The 19,831-nt window shown below is 71.0% G+C and carries 17 protein-coding genes and 2 pseudogenes; 3 read left to right on the top strand and 16 right to left on the bottom strand.

Annotation, left to right across the window (positions count from 1 at the left end; genetic code table 11):
* Positions 1-89: 89 nt before the first annotated feature.
* A complete protein-coding gene (locus D6270_RS26380; RefSeq protein WP_109163188.1) occupies positions 90-2,141 on the bottom strand; it encodes an APC family permease in 2,052 nt (683 codons plus the stop codon).
* 322 nt (positions 2,142-2,463) lie between these two features.
* Here D6270_RS26380 and D6270_RS26375 point away from each other — a divergent pair, with 322 nt between their 5' ends.
* Both D6270_RS26375 and D6270_RS26370 read left to right on the top strand, forming a co-directional pair.
* Positions 2,464-3,132, top strand: a complete 669-nt coding sequence (locus tag D6270_RS26375) for a potassium channel family protein (RefSeq protein WP_109163189.1) — start codon at positions 2,464-2,466, stop codon at positions 3,130-3,132.
* Positions 3,132-3,812, top strand: a complete 681-nt coding sequence (locus tag D6270_RS26370; protein ID WP_109163190.1) for a potassium channel family protein — start codon at positions 3,132-3,134, stop codon at positions 3,810-3,812. Before D6270_RS26375 ends, D6270_RS26370 begins: the two co-directional genes overlap by 1 nt.
* 87 nt (positions 3,813-3,899) lie before the next feature.
* Here D6270_RS26370 and D6270_RS26365 read toward each other — a convergent pair whose 3' ends face one another.
* From D6270_RS26365 to D6270_RS26315, 11 genes are all read right to left on the bottom strand, one after another.
* Positions 3,900-4,706: a DUF3159 domain-containing protein gene (locus tag D6270_RS26365; RefSeq protein ID WP_109163191.1), complete on the bottom strand. Its 807-nt coding sequence runs from the start codon at positions 4,704-4,706 to the stop codon at positions 3,900-3,902.
* A gap of 3 nt (positions 4,707-4,709) precedes the next feature.
* Positions 4,710-5,126 (bottom strand): OB-fold nucleic acid binding domain-containing protein, encoded by a 417-nt coding sequence (locus D6270_RS26360; RefSeq protein ID WP_078533286.1) that lies wholly within the window; start codon positions 5,124-5,126, stop codon positions 4,710-4,712.
* Positions 5,127-5,223: 97 nt separating this feature from the next.
* Positions 5,224-5,916, bottom strand: coding sequence for a response regulator (locus D6270_RS26355; protein ID WP_109163192.1), 693 nt, complete (start codon positions 5,914-5,916; stop codon positions 5,224-5,226).
* Positions 5,917-6,034: 118 nt separating this feature from the next.
* Positions 6,035-8,584 (bottom strand): DUF4118 domain-containing protein, encoded by a 2,550-nt coding sequence (locus D6270_RS26350; protein ID WP_109163193.1) that lies wholly within the window; start codon positions 8,582-8,584, stop codon positions 6,035-6,037.
* A 263-nt stretch (positions 8,585-8,847) separates the two neighbouring features.
* Positions 8,848-9,519: a potassium-transporting ATPase subunit C gene (locus D6270_RS26345; protein ID WP_109163194.1), complete on the bottom strand. Its 672-nt coding sequence runs from the start codon at positions 9,517-9,519 to the stop codon at positions 8,848-8,850.
* Positions 9,520-9,525: 6 nt separating this feature from the next.
* Positions 9,526-11,652: a potassium-transporting ATPase subunit KdpB gene (kdpB, locus tag D6270_RS26340; RefSeq protein ID WP_109163195.1), complete on the bottom strand. Its 2,127-nt coding sequence runs from the start codon at positions 11,650-11,652 to the stop codon at positions 9,526-9,528.
* Complete coding sequence (kdpA, locus tag D6270_RS26335; RefSeq protein ID WP_109163196.1) at positions 11,649-13,313, bottom strand: potassium-transporting ATPase subunit KdpA; 1,665 nt, start codon at positions 13,311-13,313, stop codon at positions 11,649-11,651. The genes kdpB and kdpA overlap by 4 nt, the downstream gene beginning before the upstream one ends.
* Positions 13,314-13,320: 7 nt before the next feature.
* On the bottom strand, positions 13,321-13,410 hold the full coding sequence (gene kdpF / locus D6270_RS26330) for a K(+)-transporting ATPase subunit F (protein WP_109163197.1): 90 nt from the start codon (positions 13,408-13,410) through the stop codon (positions 13,321-13,323).
* A 397-nt stretch (positions 13,411-13,807) separates the two neighbouring features.
* Positions 13,808-14,575, bottom strand: coding sequence for a DUF3710 domain-containing protein (locus tag D6270_RS26325; protein WP_109163198.1), 768 nt, complete (start codon positions 14,573-14,575; stop codon positions 13,808-13,810).
* A 1-nt stretch (position 14,576) separates the two neighbouring features.
* On the bottom strand, positions 14,577-15,104 hold the full coding sequence (gene dut, locus D6270_RS26320; RefSeq protein WP_018488271.1) for a dUTP diphosphatase: 528 nt from the start codon (positions 15,102-15,104) through the stop codon (positions 14,577-14,579).
* Positions 15,104-15,688 (bottom strand): PaaI family thioesterase, encoded by a 585-nt coding sequence (locus tag D6270_RS26315; protein WP_015611957.1) that lies wholly within the window; start codon positions 15,686-15,688, stop codon positions 15,104-15,106. Before D6270_RS26315 ends, dut begins: the two co-directional genes overlap by 1 nt.
* A 58-nt stretch (positions 15,689-15,746) precedes the next feature.
* Here D6270_RS26315 and D6270_RS26310 point away from each other — a divergent pair.
* Positions 15,747-16,204, top strand: a pseudogene (locus D6270_RS26310) (DUF3093 domain-containing protein).
* Positions 16,205-16,232: 28 nt separating this feature from the next.
* On the opposite strand, the pseudogene D6270_RS26305 reads toward D6270_RS26310, so the two are convergent.
* The 4 genes and pseudogenes from D6270_RS26305 to D6270_RS26290 all read right to left on the bottom strand — a co-directional run bounded on the left by D6270_RS26305 (position 16,233) and on the right by D6270_RS26290 (position 19,795).
* A pseudogene (locus D6270_RS26305) lies at positions 16,233-17,188 on the bottom strand (hypothetical protein).
* Positions 17,189-17,201: 13 nt separating this feature from the next.
* Complete coding sequence (locus D6270_RS26300) at positions 17,202-17,498, bottom strand: DUF4193 domain-containing protein (protein WP_003965732.1); 297 nt, start codon at positions 17,496-17,498, stop codon at positions 17,202-17,204.
* 405 nt (positions 17,499-17,903) lie between these two features.
* Positions 17,904-19,136 carry a sensor histidine kinase gene (locus tag D6270_RS26295; protein WP_109163201.1) on the bottom strand — a complete coding sequence of 411 codons (1,233 nt, stop codon included), beginning with the start codon at positions 19,134-19,136 and terminating at the stop codon, positions 17,904-17,906.
* A gap of 5 nt (positions 19,137-19,141) precedes the next feature.
* Positions 19,142-19,795 carry a response regulator transcription factor gene (locus D6270_RS26290; RefSeq protein ID WP_018516262.1) on the bottom strand — a complete coding sequence of 218 codons (654 nt, stop codon included), beginning with the start codon at positions 19,793-19,795 and terminating at the stop codon, positions 19,142-19,144.
* Positions 19,796-19,831 lie beyond the last annotated feature (36 nt).

Genomic DNA, 19,831 nt, shown 5'->3' with positions numbered 1-19,831 from the left:
GGGAAGGCGGGTTCGCGCGGCCGGACAACAGCCCACCAGTCTACGTGGGTGCCGCCAGGGTGCTTACCACGCGAGGCGCGCCGCCCCACTCAGCCCTTCCGGCCCGGCTCCTTGTGGTGCCGGCGTTCCACCGGGCCCCGCCGTACCGAACCCGGAGCGCTCCAGTTCGCTCGCCTGCGCGCCCGCTTCTTCGCCGCCTCGGAGGACTGGAGCTGGTACGGGACCGAGGTGACCATGACACCCGGGGTGAAGAGCAGGCGGCCCTTGAGGCGCAGGGCGCTCTGGTTGTGCAGCAGGTGCTCGTACCAGTGGCCGACCACGTACTCCGGGATGTAGACGCTGACCACATCGCGTGGGCTCTGCCGGCGCAGGCCCTTCACGTACTCGATGACCGGGCGGGTCACCTCGCGGTAGGGCGAGTCCAGGATCTTGAGCGGTACGTCGATGTTGCGCCGCTCCCACTCCTGGCGCAGCGCCTTCGTCTCGTCCGGGTCGACGCTGATGGAGAGCGCCTCCAGGTGGTCGGCGCGGATCAGCTTGGCGTAGGCGAGGGCGCGCAGGGTCGGGCGGTGGAGCTTGGAGACCAGGACGATCGCGTGGACGCGGGAGGGGCGCATGGCCGCGTCGGGGGCGGCGTCGTCCGCGGCGATCTCGGCGGCCACCCGGTCGTAGTGCTTCCGGATCGCGGTCATCGTGCCGTAGAAGATCACCATGCCGAGCAGCGCGACCCAGGCGCCGTGCGTGAACTTGGTGGCCAGGACCACGACCAGGACCAGACCGGTGAAGAAGGCCCCGAAGGCGTTGATGGCCCGGGAGCGGAACATGTGGCGGCGTTTGGCCTGGTCGCGCTCGTCGGCGAGCAGGCGGTTCCAGTGCCGCACCATGCCGATCTGGCTCAGGGTGAAGGCGACGAACACCCCGACGATGTAGAGCTGGATGAGGTGGGTGGAGTCGGCGTCGTAGACCCAGACCAGTGCGATGGCGGCTCCGGCCAGCAGCAGGATGCCGTTGGAGAAGGCGAGGCGGTCGCCGCGGGTGTGCAGCTGGCGTGGCAGGAAGCGGTCCTGGGCGAGGATCGATCCGAGCAGCGGGAAGCCGTTGTACGCGGTGTTCGCGGCCAGGAAGAGGACCAGCGCGGTGGCCGCGGCGAGGATCATGAAGAGGAACGAGCCGTGGCCGAAGACGGCCTCGGCGACCTGGGCGATGACCGGGTCCTGGGTGTAGGTCGGGCCGACCGGTACGCCGTCGCGGATCAGGTCGACGGCCGGGTTCTCGGCCATCTTGACGTTGGTGGCCATGGCCAGGCCGATGATCCCGCAGAACATGGTGACCGCGAGGAGGCCCATCAGGGCGAGGGTGGTCGCGGCGTTCTTACTCTTCGGCTTCCGGAAGGCCGGCACGCCGTTGCTGATCGCCTCGACACCGGTCAGGGCGGCGCAGCCGGAGGAGAAGGCGCGGAGCAGGAGGAAGACGAGGGCGAAACCGGCGAGGCCCGGGTGCTCGGGCTTGATCTCGAGGTCGGCGGTGGGGGCGTTCATGGTGTCGCCGAGGATCAGCCCGCGGAACGCGCCCCAGAGGATCATCAGGAAGACACCCACCACGAAGAGGTAGGTGGGGATGGCGAAGAGCTTCCCGGACTCCTTGACTCCTCGCAGGTTCATCAGGGTGAGCAGGACGATGGCGCCGATGGCCATGGGGATCTTGTGCTCGATGACGAACGGGATCGCGGAGCCGAGGTTCTCGATGCCCGAGGAGATCGACACGGCGACGGTGAGGACGTAGTCGACGAGCAGGGCGCTCGCGACGGTCAGTCCGGCCTTGGGGCCGAGGTTGGTCGCCGTGACCTCGTAGTCACCGCCACCGCTCGGGTAGGCGCGGACGTTCTGCCGGTTGGAGGCGACCACCGTGAACATGAGGATGGCGACGGCGAGCGCGATCCACGGGCTGAAGTGGTACGCCGACACGCCCGCGATGGACAGCACCAGGAGAACTTCTCCTGGTGCGTACGCCACCGAGGACAGCGGGTCGGATGCGAAGACGGGGAGCGCGATGCGCTTGGGGAGGAGCGTCTCCCCCAGCTTGTCGCTGCGCAGCGCCCGGCCGATCAGAATCCTTTTGGGCACGTCGGTCAGTTTGGACACGTCGAGGATCGTAAGCGGCCACCGTGCCGGTCACGCGCGCCTGATCGGCGTGACACCCCTGTTCTCCTGCGGTAGGAGCAGAACCCGACCGTAATCCTTAACGCAATCCTTGCGACTGGCGCAGCGCTTTTACTCCCCCTTTGCCCATGTGTCCGGGGCAACGCACACTCGGAGGAAACAGCCGTCCCCCAGCGGCATAAGCTCATCCCCGGGCAGCGCCGAAGTCGTTGCCCCGTTGTTTGCCCGGCAAGCTGAGAGAGAAGTGTGAGCAGCGTGTTTTCGCAGGTCGGCCGGATGACCAGGACGGCGAGGTAGGCGAGCGGTGCACATCGTCATCATGGGTTGCGGGCGCGTCGGAGCCGCTCTCGCGCAGACCCTGGAGCAGCAGGGCCACACGGTCGCGGTGATCGACCAGGACCCGACGGCCTTCCGCCGTCTCGGATCCGGGTTCGGCGGTCGCCGGGTCACCGGGGTCGGCTTCGACCAGGACACCCTCCGCGAGGCGGGCATCGAGGAGGCCGGGGCGTTCGCCGCGGTCAGCAGCGGTGACAACTCCAACATCATCGCGGCCCGGGTGGCCCGCGAGATGTTCTCCATCGAGAACGTCGCGGCCCGTATCTACGACCCGAAGCGGGCCGAGGTGTACCAGCGGCTCGGCATCCCCACCGTGGCCACGGTCCGCTGGACGGCGGACCAGATGCTGCGACGGCTGCTGCCCTCGGGCGCGGAGCCGCTGTGGCGCGATCCGAGCGGAGGTGTGCAGCTCGCCGAGGTGCACACGACACCGTCGTGGATCGGCCACCGGATCAGCACGCTCCAGGAGCAGACCGGCGTGCGCGTGGCCTTCCTCACCCGGTTGGGCGAGGCCATTCTGCCGACGTCGCAGACCGTCCTGCAGGAGGGCGACCTGGTCCACGTGATGATGCGTACGGACGAGATCGCCAAGGTCGAAGAGGCCTTCGCCGAGGGTCCCGAGGAGGACGGTCACTGATGCGTGTGTCGATTGCCGGGGCCGGCGCGGTGGGCCGTTCCATCGCCGCCGAGCTGCTGGAGAACGGGCACGAGGTGCTGCTCATCGACAAGGCGCCCAGCGCCATCTCGGTGGAGCGGGTGCCGTCGGCCGAGTGGCTGCTCGCGGACGCCTGCGAGATCACCTCGCTGGACGAGGCGGCGCTCCAGCGCTGCAACGTGGTGATCGCGGCGACGGGCGACGACAAGGTGAACCTGGTCGTCTCGCTGCTCGCGAAGACCGAGTACGGCGTGCCGCGGGTGGTGGCGCGGGTCAACCACCCGAAGAACGAGTGGCTGTTCAACGAGTCCTGGGGCGTCGATGTCGCGGTCTCGACCCCGCGGCTGATGTCGGCCCTGGTGGAGGAGGCGGTGAGCGTCGGCGATCTGGTCCGGCTGCTGCGCTTCAGCCACGGCGACGCCAACCTGGTGGAGCTGACGCTGCCGCCGGAGTCGGCGCTGGCCGGCACCCGGGTCGGTGATGTGGCGTGGCCCGAGGACACCTCGCTGGTCACCATCATCCGCGGGACGCGGGTGCTGACGCCGAGCCCCGAGGAGTCCCTGGAGGCCGGTGACGAGCTGCTGTTCGTGGCGGCCCAGGCGCGCGAGGAGCAGTTGGAGGACCTGTTGTCGGTCCGCCGCGATCCGTCGTCCGACAGCTGACGCGTAAACGGCCCGACAGCTGACGCGTGAACACAGGAAGGGCCCGTCACCGCGGGACAGCGGCGACGGGCCCTTCCTGTACGTGTCCTACGCCTCCGGGTTGCGGAGGGCTCCTGCGGCCTGCTCGGCCTTGCGGTCCTTCTCGGCCTGCTCCGCGGCCTTCTCCTCGGCCTCCATCTCGGCGAAGACGTCGATGGGCGGCGGCGCCTTCGCGAGGAAGACCCAGGTCAGATAGACCGCGAGCAGGAACGGCGGGATCTTCAGCGCGACCAGCACCCAGCCGAACTGGGTGGTGTCGCCCCACCAGTACAGCGGGAAGAGGATCGCGCACTTGGCGAGGAGGATGAGGCCCCAGGCGTAACTCGCCTTGGTGTACGCCTTCTTGCGGCCGGGGTTACGCGTCCGCCAGGAGAGGTTCTCCTTGAAGACCGGGCCCAGGATCAGCCCGATCAGCGGCACCCCCGCGGCGGCGGTGACGAGGTAGGCCGTGGCCAGCCCCAGGGTGTAGAGCATGCCCGGCAGGTAGAAGTCCTTGGCGTTGCCCGTCATCATCGCGAAGACGACACCGAAGGCGACCCCGAAGACGCCGCTGAAGGCGTGCTTCACGGTGTCCCGGCGGATCAGCCGTACGGCGACCAGGGCCAGGGAGACCGCCAGGGCCGCGATGGCCGAGATGTGCAGGTTCTTGTTGATGGTGAAGATCGTGACGAAGAGCAGCCCGGGCAGGACTGTCTCCACCATGCCGCGCACACCGCCGAAGGCCTCGAAGAGGGCGGCTTCGGTGACCGCCTTCGACGCGGCGTCCTGCTGGGCGGCGTGCCTTCCGCCGGCGCTCTGCCGGTCGGTGGGGTGGGGCTGGTCCGTTTCGGACGTCGGCTTGTCGAGAGACGTCACCGGCTACTCCTTGCCGAGCGGTCGGAGTTCGTATGTGGGGTTGAACAGCACCCGGCGCCCGTGGCTCATGGCGACCCGGCCCGAGGCGATGATCCTGCGGCCCGGCTCTATGCCGACGATGGAGCGACGGCCCAGCCAGACCACGTCCAGCGGCTCGGTGCCGTCGAAGAGCTCCGCCTCCAGGGCGGGCACTCCGGCCCGGGGACGGAGGGTGACGGTCCGCAACGTACCAGCCACCTTGACTATCTGGCGGTCGGAGCACTCGGATATCCGCGTGCATCCGGTGGCCTGGGTGTCCTCCCGCAGCTCCTGGGACTCCAGGTCCTCCTGGGAGCTGGAGAGCCGGTCGAGCATACGGCGGAAGCGCCCGGAAGGCCTCTCCGCCCTGCCGGCCTTCTCGTGTCGGGGAACAGCACTCATACCCGAAGGGTACCGGTCCCGCGGGCTCCGTACGGAGCCGTGGGCGGACCACTCGAAAGGGTGAGCCGGCGGGCTGCGTACGAGGGGTTCACGGGGGTCAGCCGCGCTCGAAGCGGTAGCCCATCCCGGGCTCGGTGACGAAGTGGCGGGGGTGTGAGGGGTCCGCCTCCAGCTTGCGCCGGAGCTGGGCCATGTAGACCCGCAGATAGTTGGTCTCGGTGCCGTAGGAGGGCCCCCAGACCTCCTGGAGGAGCTGTTTCTGGCTGACCAGGCGGCCGCCGTTGCGGACGAGGACCTCCAGCAGGTGCCACTCGGTGGGGGTGAGCCGTACGTCGCGGCCGTCGCGGTGCACCTTCTTGGCCGCCAGGTCGACGGTGAAGCCGGCCGTCTCCACGATCGCGAGGTCCTCGCCGATGTCCTGGCCGACCGGTTCCGAGCGGCGTACGGAGGCGCGCAGGCGGGCCAGCAGCTCGTCCATGCCGAACGGCTTGGTGACGTAGTCGTCGGCTCCCGCGTCCAGCGCCTCCACCTTCTCGTCGGAGGTGTGGCGCGCGGAGAGGACGAGGATCGGGACCCGGGTCCAGCCGCGCAGGCCCTTGATCACCTCGACCCCGTCCATGTCGGGCAGCCCGAGGTCCAGGAGCACGACGTCGGGGTGGCGGGCGGCGGCGAGCTGGAGGGCGGTCGCCCCGTCGGGGGCGGCGTCGACCTCGTACTTGCGGGCCTTCAGGTTGATCACGAGGGCGCGTACGATCTGCGGCTCGTCGTCGACCACAAGCACCCGGGTCATCGCGGACCTGCCTTTCTGCGGGAGGGGCTGTACGGGGAGGGGGGCGGGCTTCACACGGGCGGGACGCCCCGGGGGCGCGGGACCCTCGTGAGGGGCGGGGTCGTGCGCGGCGGGTCCGTCATGAGGTGGTCCCGGCCGGGAGCACCGTCCGGTCCCGGGCCTGCTCCCGGCCCGGTGCGGCCGTCAGGGTCAGGACCATGGTGAGCCCGCCGCCCGGCGTGTCCTCGGCGTCCAGGGTGCCGCCCATGGCCTCGGCGAAGCCCCGGGAGACCGCGAGGCCGAGGCCCACCCCGGCGCCGCGCGGGGCGTCACCGTACCGCTGGAAGGGCTCGAAGATCCGCTCCTTGGCCTCGTCGGGGACGCCGCGTCCCCGGTCGACGACCCGGAGCTCGACGCGTTCGCCGTGCGCGCTGGCGGCCACCGCGATGGGCTCACTGCCGGGGCTGTACTTGACGGCGTTCTCGACGACGTTGGCGACGACCCGCTCCAGCAGCCCCGGGTCGACGGCGACCATGGGCAGCGTCTCGGGGATGTCCAGGTCGACGCTGCCCTCGGGGACCCCGCCGAGCGCCATCGGCACCACCTCGTCGAGGTCGATCTCGCGGATCAGCGGCGTCACGGTGCCGGTCTGGAGTCGGGACATGTCCAGCAGGTTGCCCACCAGGTGGTCGAGGCGGTCGGCGCCGTTCTCGATGCCTTCGAGGAGCTCGGCCTCGTCCTCCGGCGACCAGGCGACGTCGTCGGAGCGCAGCGAGCTGACGGCGGCCTTGATCCCGGCGAGCGGGGTGCGCAGGTCGTGGCTGACGGCGGCGAGCAGCGCGGTCCTGATCCGGTTGCCCTCGGCGAGCCTGCGGGCCCGGTCGGCCTCCGAGACCAGGCGCTGGCGGTCCAGGACGACGGCCGCCTGGGCGGCGAAGGCGCCGAGCACCCGGCGGTCCTCGGCGGGCAGCACCCGGCCCGACAGCGCGAGCGCCATGTTGTCGCCGACCGGCATGTCCACGTCCGCGTCGTCGGGCCGGGCGACCGGGGCGGGCCCGACGAATCCGGCGCAGGTCCACGGGTCGACGTCGCTGGCCCGCTCCAGCAGGGCGACGGACTCCATCGCGAAGGTCTCGCGGACCCGCTCCAGCAGCGCGTCCAGGGCGGTCTCCCCGCGCAGCACGCTGCCCGCCAGGAAGGAGAGGATCTCCGACTCGGCGCGCAGCCGGGCGGCCTGGTGGGTACGGCGGGCCGCCAGGTCCACCACCGAGGAGACCGCCACCGCCACCGCGAAGAAGATCACGATGGCGACGAAGTTCTCCGGGTCCTGCACGGTGAGGGTCTGGGTCGGCGGGGTGAACCAGTAGTTCAGGAGCATCACGCCGACGGCGGCCGAGGCGAGGGCGGGCCGCAACCCGCCGAGCAGGGCCGCGGCGACGGTCAGGAAGAGGAAGAGCAGGACGTCGTTGGCGAGGCCGGGGCCGTTCTCCAGGCTCCGCAGCAGGAGCGAGAGCAGGAGCGGACCGGCGACGCCGACCAGCCAGCCCGAGATGATCCTGGCCCGCCCGAGCCGGGCGCCGCGCGCGATGGGCAGACCGCGGCCCTTGGCGACCTCCTCGTGGGTGACGATGTGGACGTCCAGGTCGGGTCCGGACTCCCGGGCGACGGTGGCGCCGACCCCGGGGCCGTAGATGTACTGCCAGGTCTTGCGGCGGCTGGAGCCCAGCACGATCTGGGTGGCGTTGACCCCGCGGGCGAACTCCAGGAGGGCGGCGGGGATGTCGTCGCCGATGACGTGGTGGAACGTTCCGCCGACGTCCTCGACCAGGGTGCGCTGGACGGCGAGCTCCTTGGGCGACGCGGAGGTCAGTCCGTCGCTGCGCGCGATGTAGACGGCGAGGATCTCGCTGCCGGAGCCCTTGGCGGCCATCCGGGAGGCGCGGCGGATGAGCGTGCGGCCCTCGGGGCCGCCGGTGAGGCCGACGACGATACGTTCGCGGGCCTGCCAGGGGGTGCGGATGTTGTGCTCGCCCCGGTACTGCTGGAGGTACTCGTCGACCCGGTCGGCGGTCCACAGGAGGGCCAGCTCGCGCAGGGCGGTCAGGTTGCCGGGGCGGAAGTAGTTCGAGAGGGCGGCGTCCAGCTTGTCGGGCTGGTAGATGTTGCCGTGCGCCATCCGGCGGCGCAGCGCCTGGGGCGACATGTCGACCAGCTCGATCTGGTCGGCCCGGCGCACCACCTCGTCCGGGACGGTCTCCTGCTGGCGTACGCCGGTGATCGACTCCACGACGTCGCCCAGCGACTCCAGGTGCTGGATGTTGACCGTGGATATGACGTCGATCCCGGCCCTGAGCAGCTCCTCGACGTCCTGCCAGCGCTTGGCGTTGCGGGAGCCGGGCACGTTGGTGTGGGCCAGTTCGTCCACCAGGGCGACGGCGGGCGCGCGCTCCAGGACGGCGTCGACGTCCATCTCGGTGAAGACGGCGGAGCGGTAGTCGATCTCCGAACGCGGGATCTGCTCCAGGCCGTGCAGCATCACCTCGGTGCGCGGCCGGTCGTGGTGCTCCACGAGGGCCACCACGCAATCGGTGCCGCGCTCGACCCTGCGGTGGCCCTCGGCCAGCATCGCGTACGTCTTGCCGACGCCCGGTGCCGCGCCGAGGTAGATCCGGAGTGTGCCGCGTCCCATGGCCCCATTGTCTTCTTCCTGCGGCCGTCCGTGCCGGTGGCCGATGGCGCCGGGTGCGGCTGCCGCTCACGACGCTACTCCGCGAATCCGTGGCTCCGGCACCTGGGAGCGCAGGTGAGGGCCGTATTGACGCAACCCTGATGGCGTCGGCGCAACGCTGAGGGCGTTGACGGAACCCGGACGGCGTTGCGCAGCCCCGATGGCGTCGACGCGCCCCTGACGCGGACCTGCCCCTCTCGGGGAGGTCCGCGTCAGGGGCCGGATCAGCGGGCGTCCGTCAGCTCCCGCAGGGCGATGTTGAGCCGCAGGACGTTCACCCGGGGCTCTCCGACGAAGCCCAGCGTCCGCCCCTCGGTGTGGTGCGCGACCAGCTCGGTCACCTGGTCGGGGTCCAGGTGGTTGCGTGCGGCGACCCGGCGGACCTGGAGCTCGGCGTAGGCCGGGGAGATGTGCGGGTCGAGACCGGACCCGGAGGAGGTGACGGCGTCCGGAGGGACGTCCTGGGGGCGGACACGGTGGCCCGGTACGGAGTTGTCGGCGACCACGGCCTCCTTGGCGGCCTTCACCCGGCCGATCAGCTCCTCGTTGTCGCCGGAGAGGTTGGTGGCCCCGGAGACGAGGAGGTCGTAGCGGGTGTTGACGCTGTTGGTGGCGAGCCCGGCGGAGGGGCGGGGCTGGAACCAGCGCAGGTCGGGTGCGGGCGCCTCGCCGGTCCTGTCCGCCGGAAGGTCGTAGCGCCGGCCGATGAGCTCCGAGCCGACGGTCCGGCCGCCGGCGGTGATCTCCGAGCCGTTGGCCCGGCCGGGAAAGAGCGCCTGGGCCGCTCCGGTGACGGCCAGCGGGTAGAGGGCGCCGCAGACCAGGGTGAGGACGAGCAGGGCGCGCAGCCCGGCTCCGAGCAGCCGGGTGGTGGTGCCGGCGTGGGTGTGGGTCATGGCGGATCAGCCGATTCCAGGGATGAGGGAGATGAGCAGGTCGAGGAGTTTGATGCCGATGAACGGGGCGATCAGGCCGCCGAGCCCGTACAGGCCGAGGTTGCGCCGCAGCATCGTGTCGGCGGAAGCGGGCCGGTAACGGACGCCCTTCAGGGCCAGCGGTACGAGCACCATGATGATCAGCGCGTTGAAGACGACGGCCGAGAGGATCGCGGACTCCGGAGAGGCCAGGCGCATGATGTTGAGCCGGTCCAGCGAGGGGTAGGCCACGGCGAACATGGCCGGGATGATCGCGAAGTACTTCGCGACGTCGTTGGCGATGGAGAACGTGGTCAGGGCGCCCCGGGTGATCAGGAGCTGCTTGCCGATCCGGACGATCTCGATGAGCTTGGTGGGGTCGGAGTCCAGGTCGACCATGTTCCCGGCCTCCTTGGCGGCGGAGGTGCCGGTGTTCATCGCGACGCCGACGTCGGCCTGGGCGAGCGCGGGGGCGTCGTTGGTGCCGTCGCCGGTCATGGCGACCAGCCGTCCGCCGGCCTGCTCCCGCTTGATGAGGGCCATCTTGTCCTCGGGGGTGGCCTCGGCCAGGAAGTCGTCGACGCCCGCCTCATCGGCGACGGCCCGCGCGGTCAGCGGGTTGTCGCCGGTGATCATGACCGTACGGATGCCCATCCGGCGCAGTTCGGCGAACCGTTCCGGCATCCCTTCCTTCACCACGTCCTTGAGGTGGACGACGCCCAGGACCCGGGGCCCGCGCGCGTCCTCGACGGCCACCAGCAGCGGCGTACCGCCCGCCGCCGCGATCCGGTCCGCGATCTCGCCCGCGTCACCGGGCACCTCGCCGCCCCGCTCCCGTACCCAGGCGGTCACGGACCGGGCGGCGCCCTTGCGGACCCGGTGGCCGTCCAGGTCCACCCCGGACATCCGGGTCCGCGCGGTGAAGGTGATCCACTCCGCACCGTCGGCCGCCGCCTCCCGCCCGTACGGCCCGTGGCGCGCCTCCGCGAGGGCGACGACCGACCGGCCCTCCGGGGTCTCGTCGGCGAGCGAGGACAGGCGTGCGGCCCCGGCGAGCTCCTCCTCGCCCACCCCCGCCACCGGGACGAACGCGGCCGCCTGCCGGTTGCCGAGGGTGATGGTGCCGGTCTTGTCGAGGAGCAGCGTCGACACGTCGCCCGCCGCCTCGACCGCGCGGCCCGACATGGCCAGCACGTTGCGCTGGACGAGTCGGTCCATGCCCGCGATGCCGATGGCGGAGAGCAGTGCGCCGATGGTGGTGGGGATCAGGCAGACCAGCAGGGCCGTCAGCACGATCATCGACTGCTCGGCGCCCGCGTACACGGCGAAGGGCTGGAGCGAGACGACGGCCAGGAGGAAGACGATCGAGAGGGACGCCAGCAGGATGTTCAGGGCGATCTCGTTGGGCGTCCGCTGCCGTGCCGCGCCTTCCACCAGGCCGATCATCCGGTCGATGAACGTCTCCCCCGGCTTGGTGGTGATCTTGATGACGACGCGGTCCGAGAGCACCTTCGTGCCGCCGGTGACGGCCGAGCGGTCGCCGCCGGACTCCCGGATGACCGGTGCCGATTCGCCGGTGATGGCGGATTCGTCGACGGAGGCGACGCCTTCGACCACGTCGCCGTCCCCGGGGACGGTGTCCCCGGCCTCGCAGACCACCAGGTCCCCGATGCGCAGCTCCGTTCCGGCGACCCGTTCCTCACCCGAGCCGGAGCCGGAGCCGGAACCGGAACGGGTGCCGGTGACGCGGCGGGCGACGGTGTCGGTCCTGGCCCGGCGCAGGGTCTCGGCCTGCGCCCTCCCCCGCCCCTCCGCGACCGCCTCCGCCAGATTGGCGAAGAGCGTGGTGAGCCAGAGCCAGCCGGTGATCGCCCAGCCGAACCAGTCGTCCGGGTCCAGCGCCGCGAGCACGGTGGTGAGCACCGAGCCGATCAGGACGACGAACATCACCGGGGACTTCACCATCACCCGGGGGTCCAGTTTCCGTACCGCGTCGGGCAGGGACCGGAGCATAAGCCGGGCGTCGAGGGTCCCGGAGCCGACGCGGGTCCCGGCGGGCCCGTGATCGGCCGGCGGTGCCTGTCGCGCCGCACGGGGGTCGGTGAGCGTGCTCATGACGCGAGCCCTTCAGCCAGCGGGCCCAGTGCCAGGGCCGGGAAGTAGGTGAGTCCGGTGACGATGAGGATCGTGGCGAGGAGCACCCCGCTGAAGAGCGGCTTATGGGTGCTGAGGGTGCCGGTGGTGGCGGGGACGGACCTCTGTTCGGCCAGTGAGCCGGCCAGGGCCAGGACGAGGACGATCGGCAGGAAGCGGCCGAGCAGCATCGCGATGCCGAGGGTGGTGTTGAACCACGGGGTGTCGGCGGCCAGCCCGGCGAAGGCGGAGCCGTTGTTGTTGGCGGCCGAGGTGTAGGCGTAGAGGATCTCGGAGAAGCCGTGCGGTCCCGTGTTCGTCATCGAGTCACGCGGGGTGGGCAGGGCCATGGCCGCGGCGGTGAGGCCGAGGACGAGCGCCGGGGTGACGAGCAGATAGCAGGCGGCGAGCTTGATCTCCCGGATGCCGATCTTCTTGCCCAGGTACTCCGGGGTCCGGCCGACCATGAGTCCGGCGATGAACACCGCGATGACCGCCATGATCAGGATGCCGTAGAGACCGGAGCCGACCCCTCCGGGGGCGATCTCGCCGAGCTGCATGCCCAGCATCGTGATGCCGCCGCCGAATCCGGTGTACGAGGAGTGGAAGGAGTTCACCGCTCCGGTCGAGGTCAGCGTCGTGGCGACCGCGAAGAGCGCCGAGCCGGCGATCCCGAAGCGGGTCTCCTTGCCCTCCATGGCGCCGCCCGCGATCTCGAAGGCCGGCCCCCGGTGGGCGGACTCGGTCCAGAGCATCAGCGCCGTGAAACCGATCCAGAGGACCGCCATCGTGGCGAGGAGCGCGTACCCCTGCTTCACCGAGCCCGTCATCCGGCCGAAGGTGCGGGTCAGCGCGGTCGGGATGAGCAGGATGAGGAAGACCTGGAACAGGTTGGAGAGCGGTGTGGGGTTCTCGAAGGGGTGGGCGGAGTTGGCGTTGAAGTAGCCGCCGCCGTTGGTGCCCAGCTCCTTGATGACCTCCTGCGAGGCGACCGCGCCGCCGTTCCCCTGCTGGGGCGGACCGAGGAACTGGCCGACGCCGTGGATGCCGGAGAAGTTCTGGATGACCCCGCAGGCGACCAGGACCAGGGCGCCGGCCACGGATATCGGCAGCAGGACGCGCACGGTGCCGCGCACCAGGTCGGTCCAGAAGTTGCCGAGCTCCCCGGTGCGGGTCCGGGCGAAGCCGCGGACAAGGGCCACGGCGACGGCCATGCCGACGGCGGCGGAGACGAAGTTCTGCACGGCCAGGCCGCCGGTCTGCACGAGGTGGCCCATGGCCTGTTCACCGGCGTACGACTGCCAGTTGGTGTTGGTGACGAAGGAGGCGGCGGTGTTGAACGCCTGGTCGGGGTCGATCGAGGCGAAGCCCAGGGAGCCGGGCAGGACCCCCTGCGCCCGCTGGAGCGCGTAGAGGAACAGAACGCCGACGAAGGAGAAGGCGAGGACCGCGCGCAGATAGGCGGGCCAGCGCATCTCGACGGACGGGTCGGCGCCGATGGCCCGGTAGATCCACCTCTCGGCCCGCAGGTGGCGGGTGGAGGTGTAGACCCGGGCCATGTGGTCGCCGAGGGGACGGTAGGCCAGACCCAGTGCCGCGACGAGGGCGAGCAGCTGGAGCAGACCGGCGAGGAAGGGGCTCATCTCGGGCTCAGAACCTCTCCGGGTGGAGGAGGGCGAGGACGAGGTAGCCCAGCAGGGCGACGGCCACGATCAGGCCGGTGATGTTCTCGGCGGTCACAGCCTGCCCACCGCTCGGGCGATGAGGGCCACCAGCGCGAAGACCGCGATCGTGGTGGCGACGAAGGCCAGATCGGCCATCGTGTGCTCCTAGGGAGGTTCGGTTTCTCGGACCCCCCGAGCAAACCGTCGAGAACGGCTCCCACCAGCGGCGTTGACAGACTCCTTACGGCAGCGGCCCGGCTCTTGATGTTCCTCGTACGTGCCCGATACGCGCCCCATACGCGCCCTCGGCGGGCGGGCCCGGGCGGCGGACGCGGAAAGGCCGGTGGGCCGCACCCCGGGAAGGGGTGCGGCCCACCGGCCGTGACGCTGTGGTGACGTACCGCGGCGGATCCGGTCAGGATCCGCCCGACGGGCCTGGGGCCTGTCGGCAGACGGCAGTTCGCCGACCGGCCCTAGCGGACCTCGGTGATCTCCGGTCCGCGCTGGAGCTGGCCCATGCCGCCGGAGAACTTCGAGCCCTCCTGCTCCTCCTGCTGGATGCCCTCGGGCACCATCTGGGCGTCGTTGGGGAGCTTGAGGACGATCGGGTCGCGGGGGGCCATCGGGCCCTCGCCGCGGACCACCACGGTGTCCCGGAAGATCGTCTCCAGCAGACCCGCCGCCTCCGGCTGGACCGCGCCCTGGCCGGAGATGACCCCGCGCAGGAACCAGCGGGGGCCGTCGACGCCGACGAAGCGCACGAGCTGCACCCCGTTGGTGCCGTCCGGGAGCTGTACGGGGACCTGCGCGCGCAGCTCCCAGCCCAGCGGGCCCTCGACCTCGTCGATGACGCCGCCCTGCTGGGTGATGCCGGAGGCGATCTCCTCGCGGACCTCGCCCCAGATGCCCTGCCGCTTGGGGGCCGCGAAGGCCTGCAGCTGGACCGCGCTGTCGCGGAGCACGACGGTGGCGGCGACGATCGCGTCCCCGGCCACCTCTACGCGCAGCTCCATGCCCTCGACCCCGGGCACGAAGATGCCGCCCAGGTCGACCCGGCCCTCGCCGGGCTGGGAGACCTCGGTGAGGTCCCAGGGTCCGTCGGGCCGGGGGGCCGGCGGAAGGTTCGACCGGCGGGTGCCTGCGGCGGCCCCGTCGGTGCCCTCGTCGGCGACCTGCTCGGTCTCGCGCACCTCGTCCGCCTCGTCCTCGGCGGAACCACTCTTCTTGCGACGTCCGAACACGTCACTGTCCTTCCCGGTCGGATACGACCGAAGCGTAGCTGTTCCCACCGTGGGTGATCCCGCCCTCGGCGACGTCCACCGACGCATGACCGCCGGTGGACCCGAAGCCCCCTTCGGCCCGCGCCGAGCCGGGAAGTTCCGCCACCTCGTGGAAGCGCACCTTCTCGACCTGCTGGACGACCAGTTGGGCAATCCGGTCGAACCGTTCGAATCGCACGCTCTCGCGCGGATCGAGGTTGACCACGATCACCTTGATCTCCCCACGGTACCCGGCATCCACCGTCCCTGGGGCATTCACGAGGGCCACTCCGCAGCGGGCCGCGAGGCCGGAGCGGGGGTGCACGAAGGCGGCGTACCCGTCGGGCAGGGCGATCGAGACGCCGGTGGGGAGCACCACGCGCTCGCCGGGGGCGAGTTCGGCGGCCTCGGTGGTCACCAGGTCGGCCCCGGCGTCCCCCGGGTGTCCGTACGCCGGAATCGGTACGTCCGGGTCGAGGAGGCGGATCAGTACGTCGACGGGGCTGCGCATCAGGGGTTCACCTCGAAGGCTCGGGCACGCTTGACCTGGTCCGGGTCGGCCATGGCGGCCTGGATCTCGGCGGGCCGCCCGTTCTCGATGAAGTGGTCCACCTTGACCTCGATGAAGAGGGCGTCGGCCCGGACCGCGACGGGGCCCTCGGGGCCGCCGATCCGGCCGGTGGCCGTGGAGTAGATCTTCCGGCCGTGCACGGCGGTGATGCGGGCGTCCAGGTGCAGCACGGTGTCCACCGGCACGGGGCGCACGAAGTCGGTCTCCAGCCGGCCGGTCACCGCGATCGTGCGCAGCAGCCAGTTCAGCGAGCCGAGGGTCTCGTCCAGCGCGGTGGCGAGCACGCCGCCGTGGGCGAGGCCGGGGGCGCCCTGGTGGGCGGGCTTGACGGTGAACTCGGCGGTCACACTCACGCCTTCACCGGCCCGGGCCTGGAGGTGCAGGCCGTGGGGCTGTCCCTCACCGCAGCCGAAACAGTGCTCGTAGTGTGCGCCGAGGAGTTCCCCGGGGGCGGGGGCGTCAGGGTGCCGGACCGGCGCGACGGCGTCGGCCGGGGGTGTCAGAGCTGCTGATGTTCCACTCACAGGCGCTGACCTTACCCGCGCGGCGGTGTGGCGGTCGCGCCGTGCCAAGCTTGGCCCCATGCAGCCTTCCGCACCGCCCTTCGACGAACGTCTCACCGCGCCCCGTTCCTGGTGGTTCATCGCCTTCGGGGTCGGTGTCGCCTGTGCGCTGATGCTTCTGCCGCTCGGCACCCTGCCGCTCCTCGCCGGGCTGGTCGGCGGTACGGCGGCGGCCGCGGCCGCGGTGAGCAGTTACGGCTCCGCCCGGATCCGGGTGGTGGCCGGGGCACTGGTGGCCGGTGACGCCCGCATCCCGCTCTCCGCGCTCGGGGAGCCCGAGGTGCTGGACGTCGAGGAGGCGCGCGCCTGGCGCACGCACAAGGCGGACGCGCGCGCCTTCATGCTGCTGCGCAGCTATGTGGGGACGGCGGTGCGGGTGGAGGTCACGGACCCCGAGGACCCGACTCCGTACGTCTTCCTCTCCACCCGGGACCCGAAGGGCTGGCGGCGGCGCTGACGGCCGTACCGGCGGCCTGAGGCGCTCCGCAGGGGACGGCCGGGGGCTTCAGGCGCCCTCGATCTCCTTGGGCAGCACGACCGGTACGGCGGGCCGCTCCAGCGGGGGCAGCTCGGCGAGGCGGTCCCAGGGGATCTGCTGCTTGCGCAGGTCGCTCCTGATGCGGTCGGCGAGCTTGCGGGTGTCGCGGCGGTTCATCGTGGCGCCGACGGCGGCGCCGATCATGAACGGGATCAGGTTGGGCAGATTGCGGGCCATGCGCTTGGTGATCTGCTGGCGCAGCTCGCGCTTCATCTGGCCGCCCAGGGCCGCGTTGAGCGTGGTGGGCCGGGTGACGTCGATACCGCGCTCCTCGGTCCACGACGTCAGATACGCGGTGGAGCGCTGGGCGAGATGGCCCGGCGGGCGGAGGCCGTAGACCTCGTGGAGCTCGGCGACGAGCTTCATCTCCACCGCGGCGACGCCGGTGACCTCGGCCGCCAGCTCGGCGAGCATGGCGGGCGGTACGGGCAGCATGGCGGCCGCTCCGATGCCCGCGCCGACGGTGGCGGTGGCCCGGCTCGCGCCCGCCACGAGCTTGTCGGCGAGCTCCTCGGGACCGAGGCCCGGGAACTGCTCGCGCAGGGTGGCGAGATCGCGCACCGGGACGCGGGAGCTGTTTCGATGATCCGGTCGGCCAGCTGGCCGGCCAGGGCACGGGCGCTCTCCCCGCTCCTGCGCACCCCCCGTTTCACTGCGTGCAGGCGGCCTGCCCCGGTCGTGGGCTCCGCCTGGTCCTGCTCCGTGCTCCGGTCCGGCGGACCCGCCGCCCCCGCCACTTCGAGCGAGGCCGGACGGCCCCGCTCGTCGTCGGAGATGCCGGAAACACCGGAGGGGTCCGGCAGAGCGGCGGACCGCTCGGCAGACGGGCTGACGCCTGCCGCCGGGCCTGTGCCGCCCTCGTTCGCCTCCGGTCCGTGCCGACGCCAGGGGCGCCGCTTCCGGAACGGTGTGTCGCCTGCCACGGCCGACCCGGCCTCAGTCGCAGTCGCGGCAGATGGGCTGGCCGTTCTTCTCGCGGGCCAGCTGGCTGCGGTGGTGCACCAGGAAGCAGCTCATGCAGGTGAACTCGTCGGCCTGCTTGGGCAGGACCCGGACGGCCAACTCCTCGTTGGAGAGGTCCGCGCCGGGCAGTTCGAGGCCTTCGGCGGCGTCGAACTCGTCGACGTCGACCGCGGAGGCCGTCTTGTCGCTCCGACGAGCCTTGAGCTCTTCGAGGCTGTCCTGGTCCACGTCGTCGTCGGTCTTGCGTGGGGTGTCGTAATCCGTTGCCATGTCGCTCTCCCCCTCTTGGGTTTCTGCGGGTGTCTCAGCGCACGTAACGCGTGAGAGGCCGGACTTGTGCCCGACCTGAGGCGGAGATTTTGCCTCACATCAAGGTCTGTTACTCAATCGACACCCAACCGGCCGCCTCGGCGAGGCTCGGCTTGGGTGGCGATGGGGACCGTACACGGTCCCGACTGCGCAGTTCACAGGCGCCACCCCGTGTACTTCCCGTGATAACCCCCTCCGAAAACCCGGACGATTACCGGCTTTCCGAACGACGTGCGATCACGGAGCGTAGATGGCCCGAAAACGGGCGCTGTGATCGATCACACACGACTCGCCCGGGAACGGGTCCTGAAAATTCCGCCCAAAGCGAACATGAAGATTCGGTGCAGAGTCACACCGCGCAGCCTCTCAGACCGGCAGGGTGACGCGCATCACGAGACCGCCGCCTTCGCGGGGCTCCGCGATGATACGGCCTCCGTGGGCCCGCGCGACGGACCGTGCGATCGACAGGCCGAGTCCGACCCCCTTGTCGCTGCCCGTGCGCTCCGTACGCAGCCGCCGGAACGGCTCGAAGAGGTTGTCGATCTCGTACGCCGGCACCACAGGACCTGTGTTCGAGACCACCAGCAGGGCCTGGCCGGGCTGGAGGGAGGTGGTGACCTCCACCCAGCCGTCCTCGGCCACGTTGTACCGCACGGCGTTCTGTACGAGGTTCAGCGCGATCCGCTCCAGCAGGACCCCGTTGCCCTGGACGACGGCACCGGCGCGCTCACCGCGGATCTCCACGTTCCGCTCCACCGCCTCCGCGTGGGCCTGGTCGATGGCGCGGTCGGCGACCTCGGCGAGGTCGACCGGTTTGCGCTCCACGATCTGGTTGTCGCTGCGGGCCAGCAGCAGCAGCCCCTCGACCAGCTGCTCACTGCGCTCGTTGGTGGCCAGCAGCGTCTTGCCGAGCTGCTGGAGCTCCGGTGGCGCCTGTGGATCGGAGAGATGGACCTCCAGCAGCGTGCGGTTGATCGCCAGCGGGGTGCGCAGCTCGTGCGAGGCGTTGCCGACGAACCGCTGCTGCGCGGTGAACGCCAGCTCCAGCCGGTCCAGCATGTCGTCGAAGGTGTCCGACAGCTCCTTCAGCTCGTCGTCCGGGCCGTCCAGCTCGATCCGCCGGGTGAGGTCCGTGCCCGCGACCCGGCGCGCGGTCCGGGTGATCCGGCCGAGTGGGGACAGGACGCGCCCCGCCATGGCGTAGCCGAAGGCGAACGCGATGATGCTGAGCCCGACCAGAGCCAGCAGGGAGCGGTTGAGCAGCGTCTCCAGCGCCTCCTTGCGCTGGTTGTTGACGCAGGCGTTCATCGCCGCGTTGAAGGCCTCCGGGGAGGGCGTCGTCGGCAGGTCGCAGATCTCGCTGGCGACCCGTCCGCTGACGATCTCGAAGGGCAGCTTGCTGCCCACGCCGAGGGCCTGCGCGGCCAGCATGTAGATGATCGAGAGCAGCAGGATGCCCGCGATCAGGAACATCCCGCCGTACAGCAGCGTGAGCCTTATCCGGATGGTCGGGCGCAGCCAGGGGTACGGGGGGTCCTGCTGCTTGGGCTCCCAGGTGGGCTTCGGAGGTGCCGTGGGGGGCGGTGGGGTGGCGGCCATGGTCCTCAGATCCGGTATCCGGAGCCCGGCACGGTGACGATGACGGGCGGTTCGCCGAGCTTGCGGCGGAGCGTCATGACCGTGACCCGCACCACGTTGGTGAAGGGGTCGGTGTTCTCGTCCCAGGCCTTCTCCAGGAGCTGTTCGGCCGAGACGACGGCGCCCTCGCTGCGCATGAGGACCTCCAGCACCGCGAACTCCTTCGGGGCGAGCTGGATCTCCACCTCGTCCCGGAAGACCTCACGGCGGTTCGGGTCGAGTTTGATGCCGGCCCGTTCCAGGACGGGCGGCAGCGCCACCGTCGTACGGCGGCCCAGCGCCCGGACCCGGGCGGTCAGCTCGCTGAAGGCGAAGGGTTTGGGGAGGTAGTCGTCGGCGCCCAGCTCCAGGCCCTCGACGCGGTCGCTGACGTCGCCGGAGGCGGTGAGCATGAGCACCCGGGTAGGCATGCCGAGCTCCACGATCTTGCGGCAGACGTCGTCGCCGTGCACCAGCGGGAGGTCCCGGTCCAGCACGACGACGTCGTAGTCGTTGACCCCGATGCGCTCCAGCGCCGCGGCACCGTCGTAGACGACGTCGACGGCCATGGCCTCCCGGCGCAGTCCGGTGGCCACCGCATCGGCGAGCAGCTGCTCGTCCTCGACGACGAGTACGCGCACAGCGCAGTCCTTCCCTAGGTCCATCTACGGGTTCAC

Source organism: Streptomyces griseus subsp. griseus (assembly GCF_003610995.1).
Lineage (GTDB): Bacteria > Actinomycetota > Actinomycetes > Streptomycetales > Streptomycetaceae > Streptomyces.
This window is presented reverse-complemented; position numbering and strand designations above follow the sequence as displayed.

Bases quoted from the DNA above. Each gene is read 5' to 3' on its own strand.
- kdpB (WP_109163195.1), bottom strand. From the start codon at position 11,652: ATGAGCACGCTCACCGACCCCCGTGCGGCGCGACAGGCACCGCCGGCC.
- dut (WP_018488271.1), bottom strand. From the start codon at position 15,104: ATGCGCAGCCCCGTCGACGTACTGATCCGCCTCCTCGACCCGGACGTA.
- D6270_RS26295 (WP_109163201.1), bottom strand. From the start codon at position 19,136: ATGGCCGCCACCCCACCGCCCCCCACGGCACCTCCGAAGCCCACCTGG.
- D6270_RS26345 (WP_109163194.1), bottom strand. From the start codon at position 9,519: ATGACCCACACCCACGCCGGCACCACCACCCGGCTGCTCGGAGCCGGG.
- kdpA (WP_109163196.1), bottom strand. From the start codon at position 13,313: ATGAGCCCCTTCCTCGCCGGTCTGCTCCAGCTGCTCGCCCTCGTCGCG.
- D6270_RS26300 (WP_003965732.1), bottom strand. From the start codon at position 17,498: ATGGCAACGGATTACGACACCCCACGCAAGACCGACGACGACGTGGAC.
- D6270_RS26360 (WP_078533286.1), bottom strand. From the start codon at position 5,126: ATGAGTGCTGTTCCCCGACACGAGAAGGCCGGCAGGGCGGAGAGGCCT.
- D6270_RS26350 (WP_109163193.1), bottom strand. From the start codon at position 8,584: ATGGGACGCGGCACACTCCGGATCTACCTCGGCGCGGCACCGGGCGTC.
- D6270_RS26370 (WP_109163190.1), top strand. From the start codon at position 3,132: ATGCGTGTGTCGATTGCCGGGGCCGGCGCGGTGGGCCGTTCCATCGCC.
- D6270_RS26355 (WP_109163192.1), bottom strand. From the start codon at position 5,916: ATGACCCGGGTGCTTGTGGTCGACGACGAGCCGCAGATCGTACGCGCC.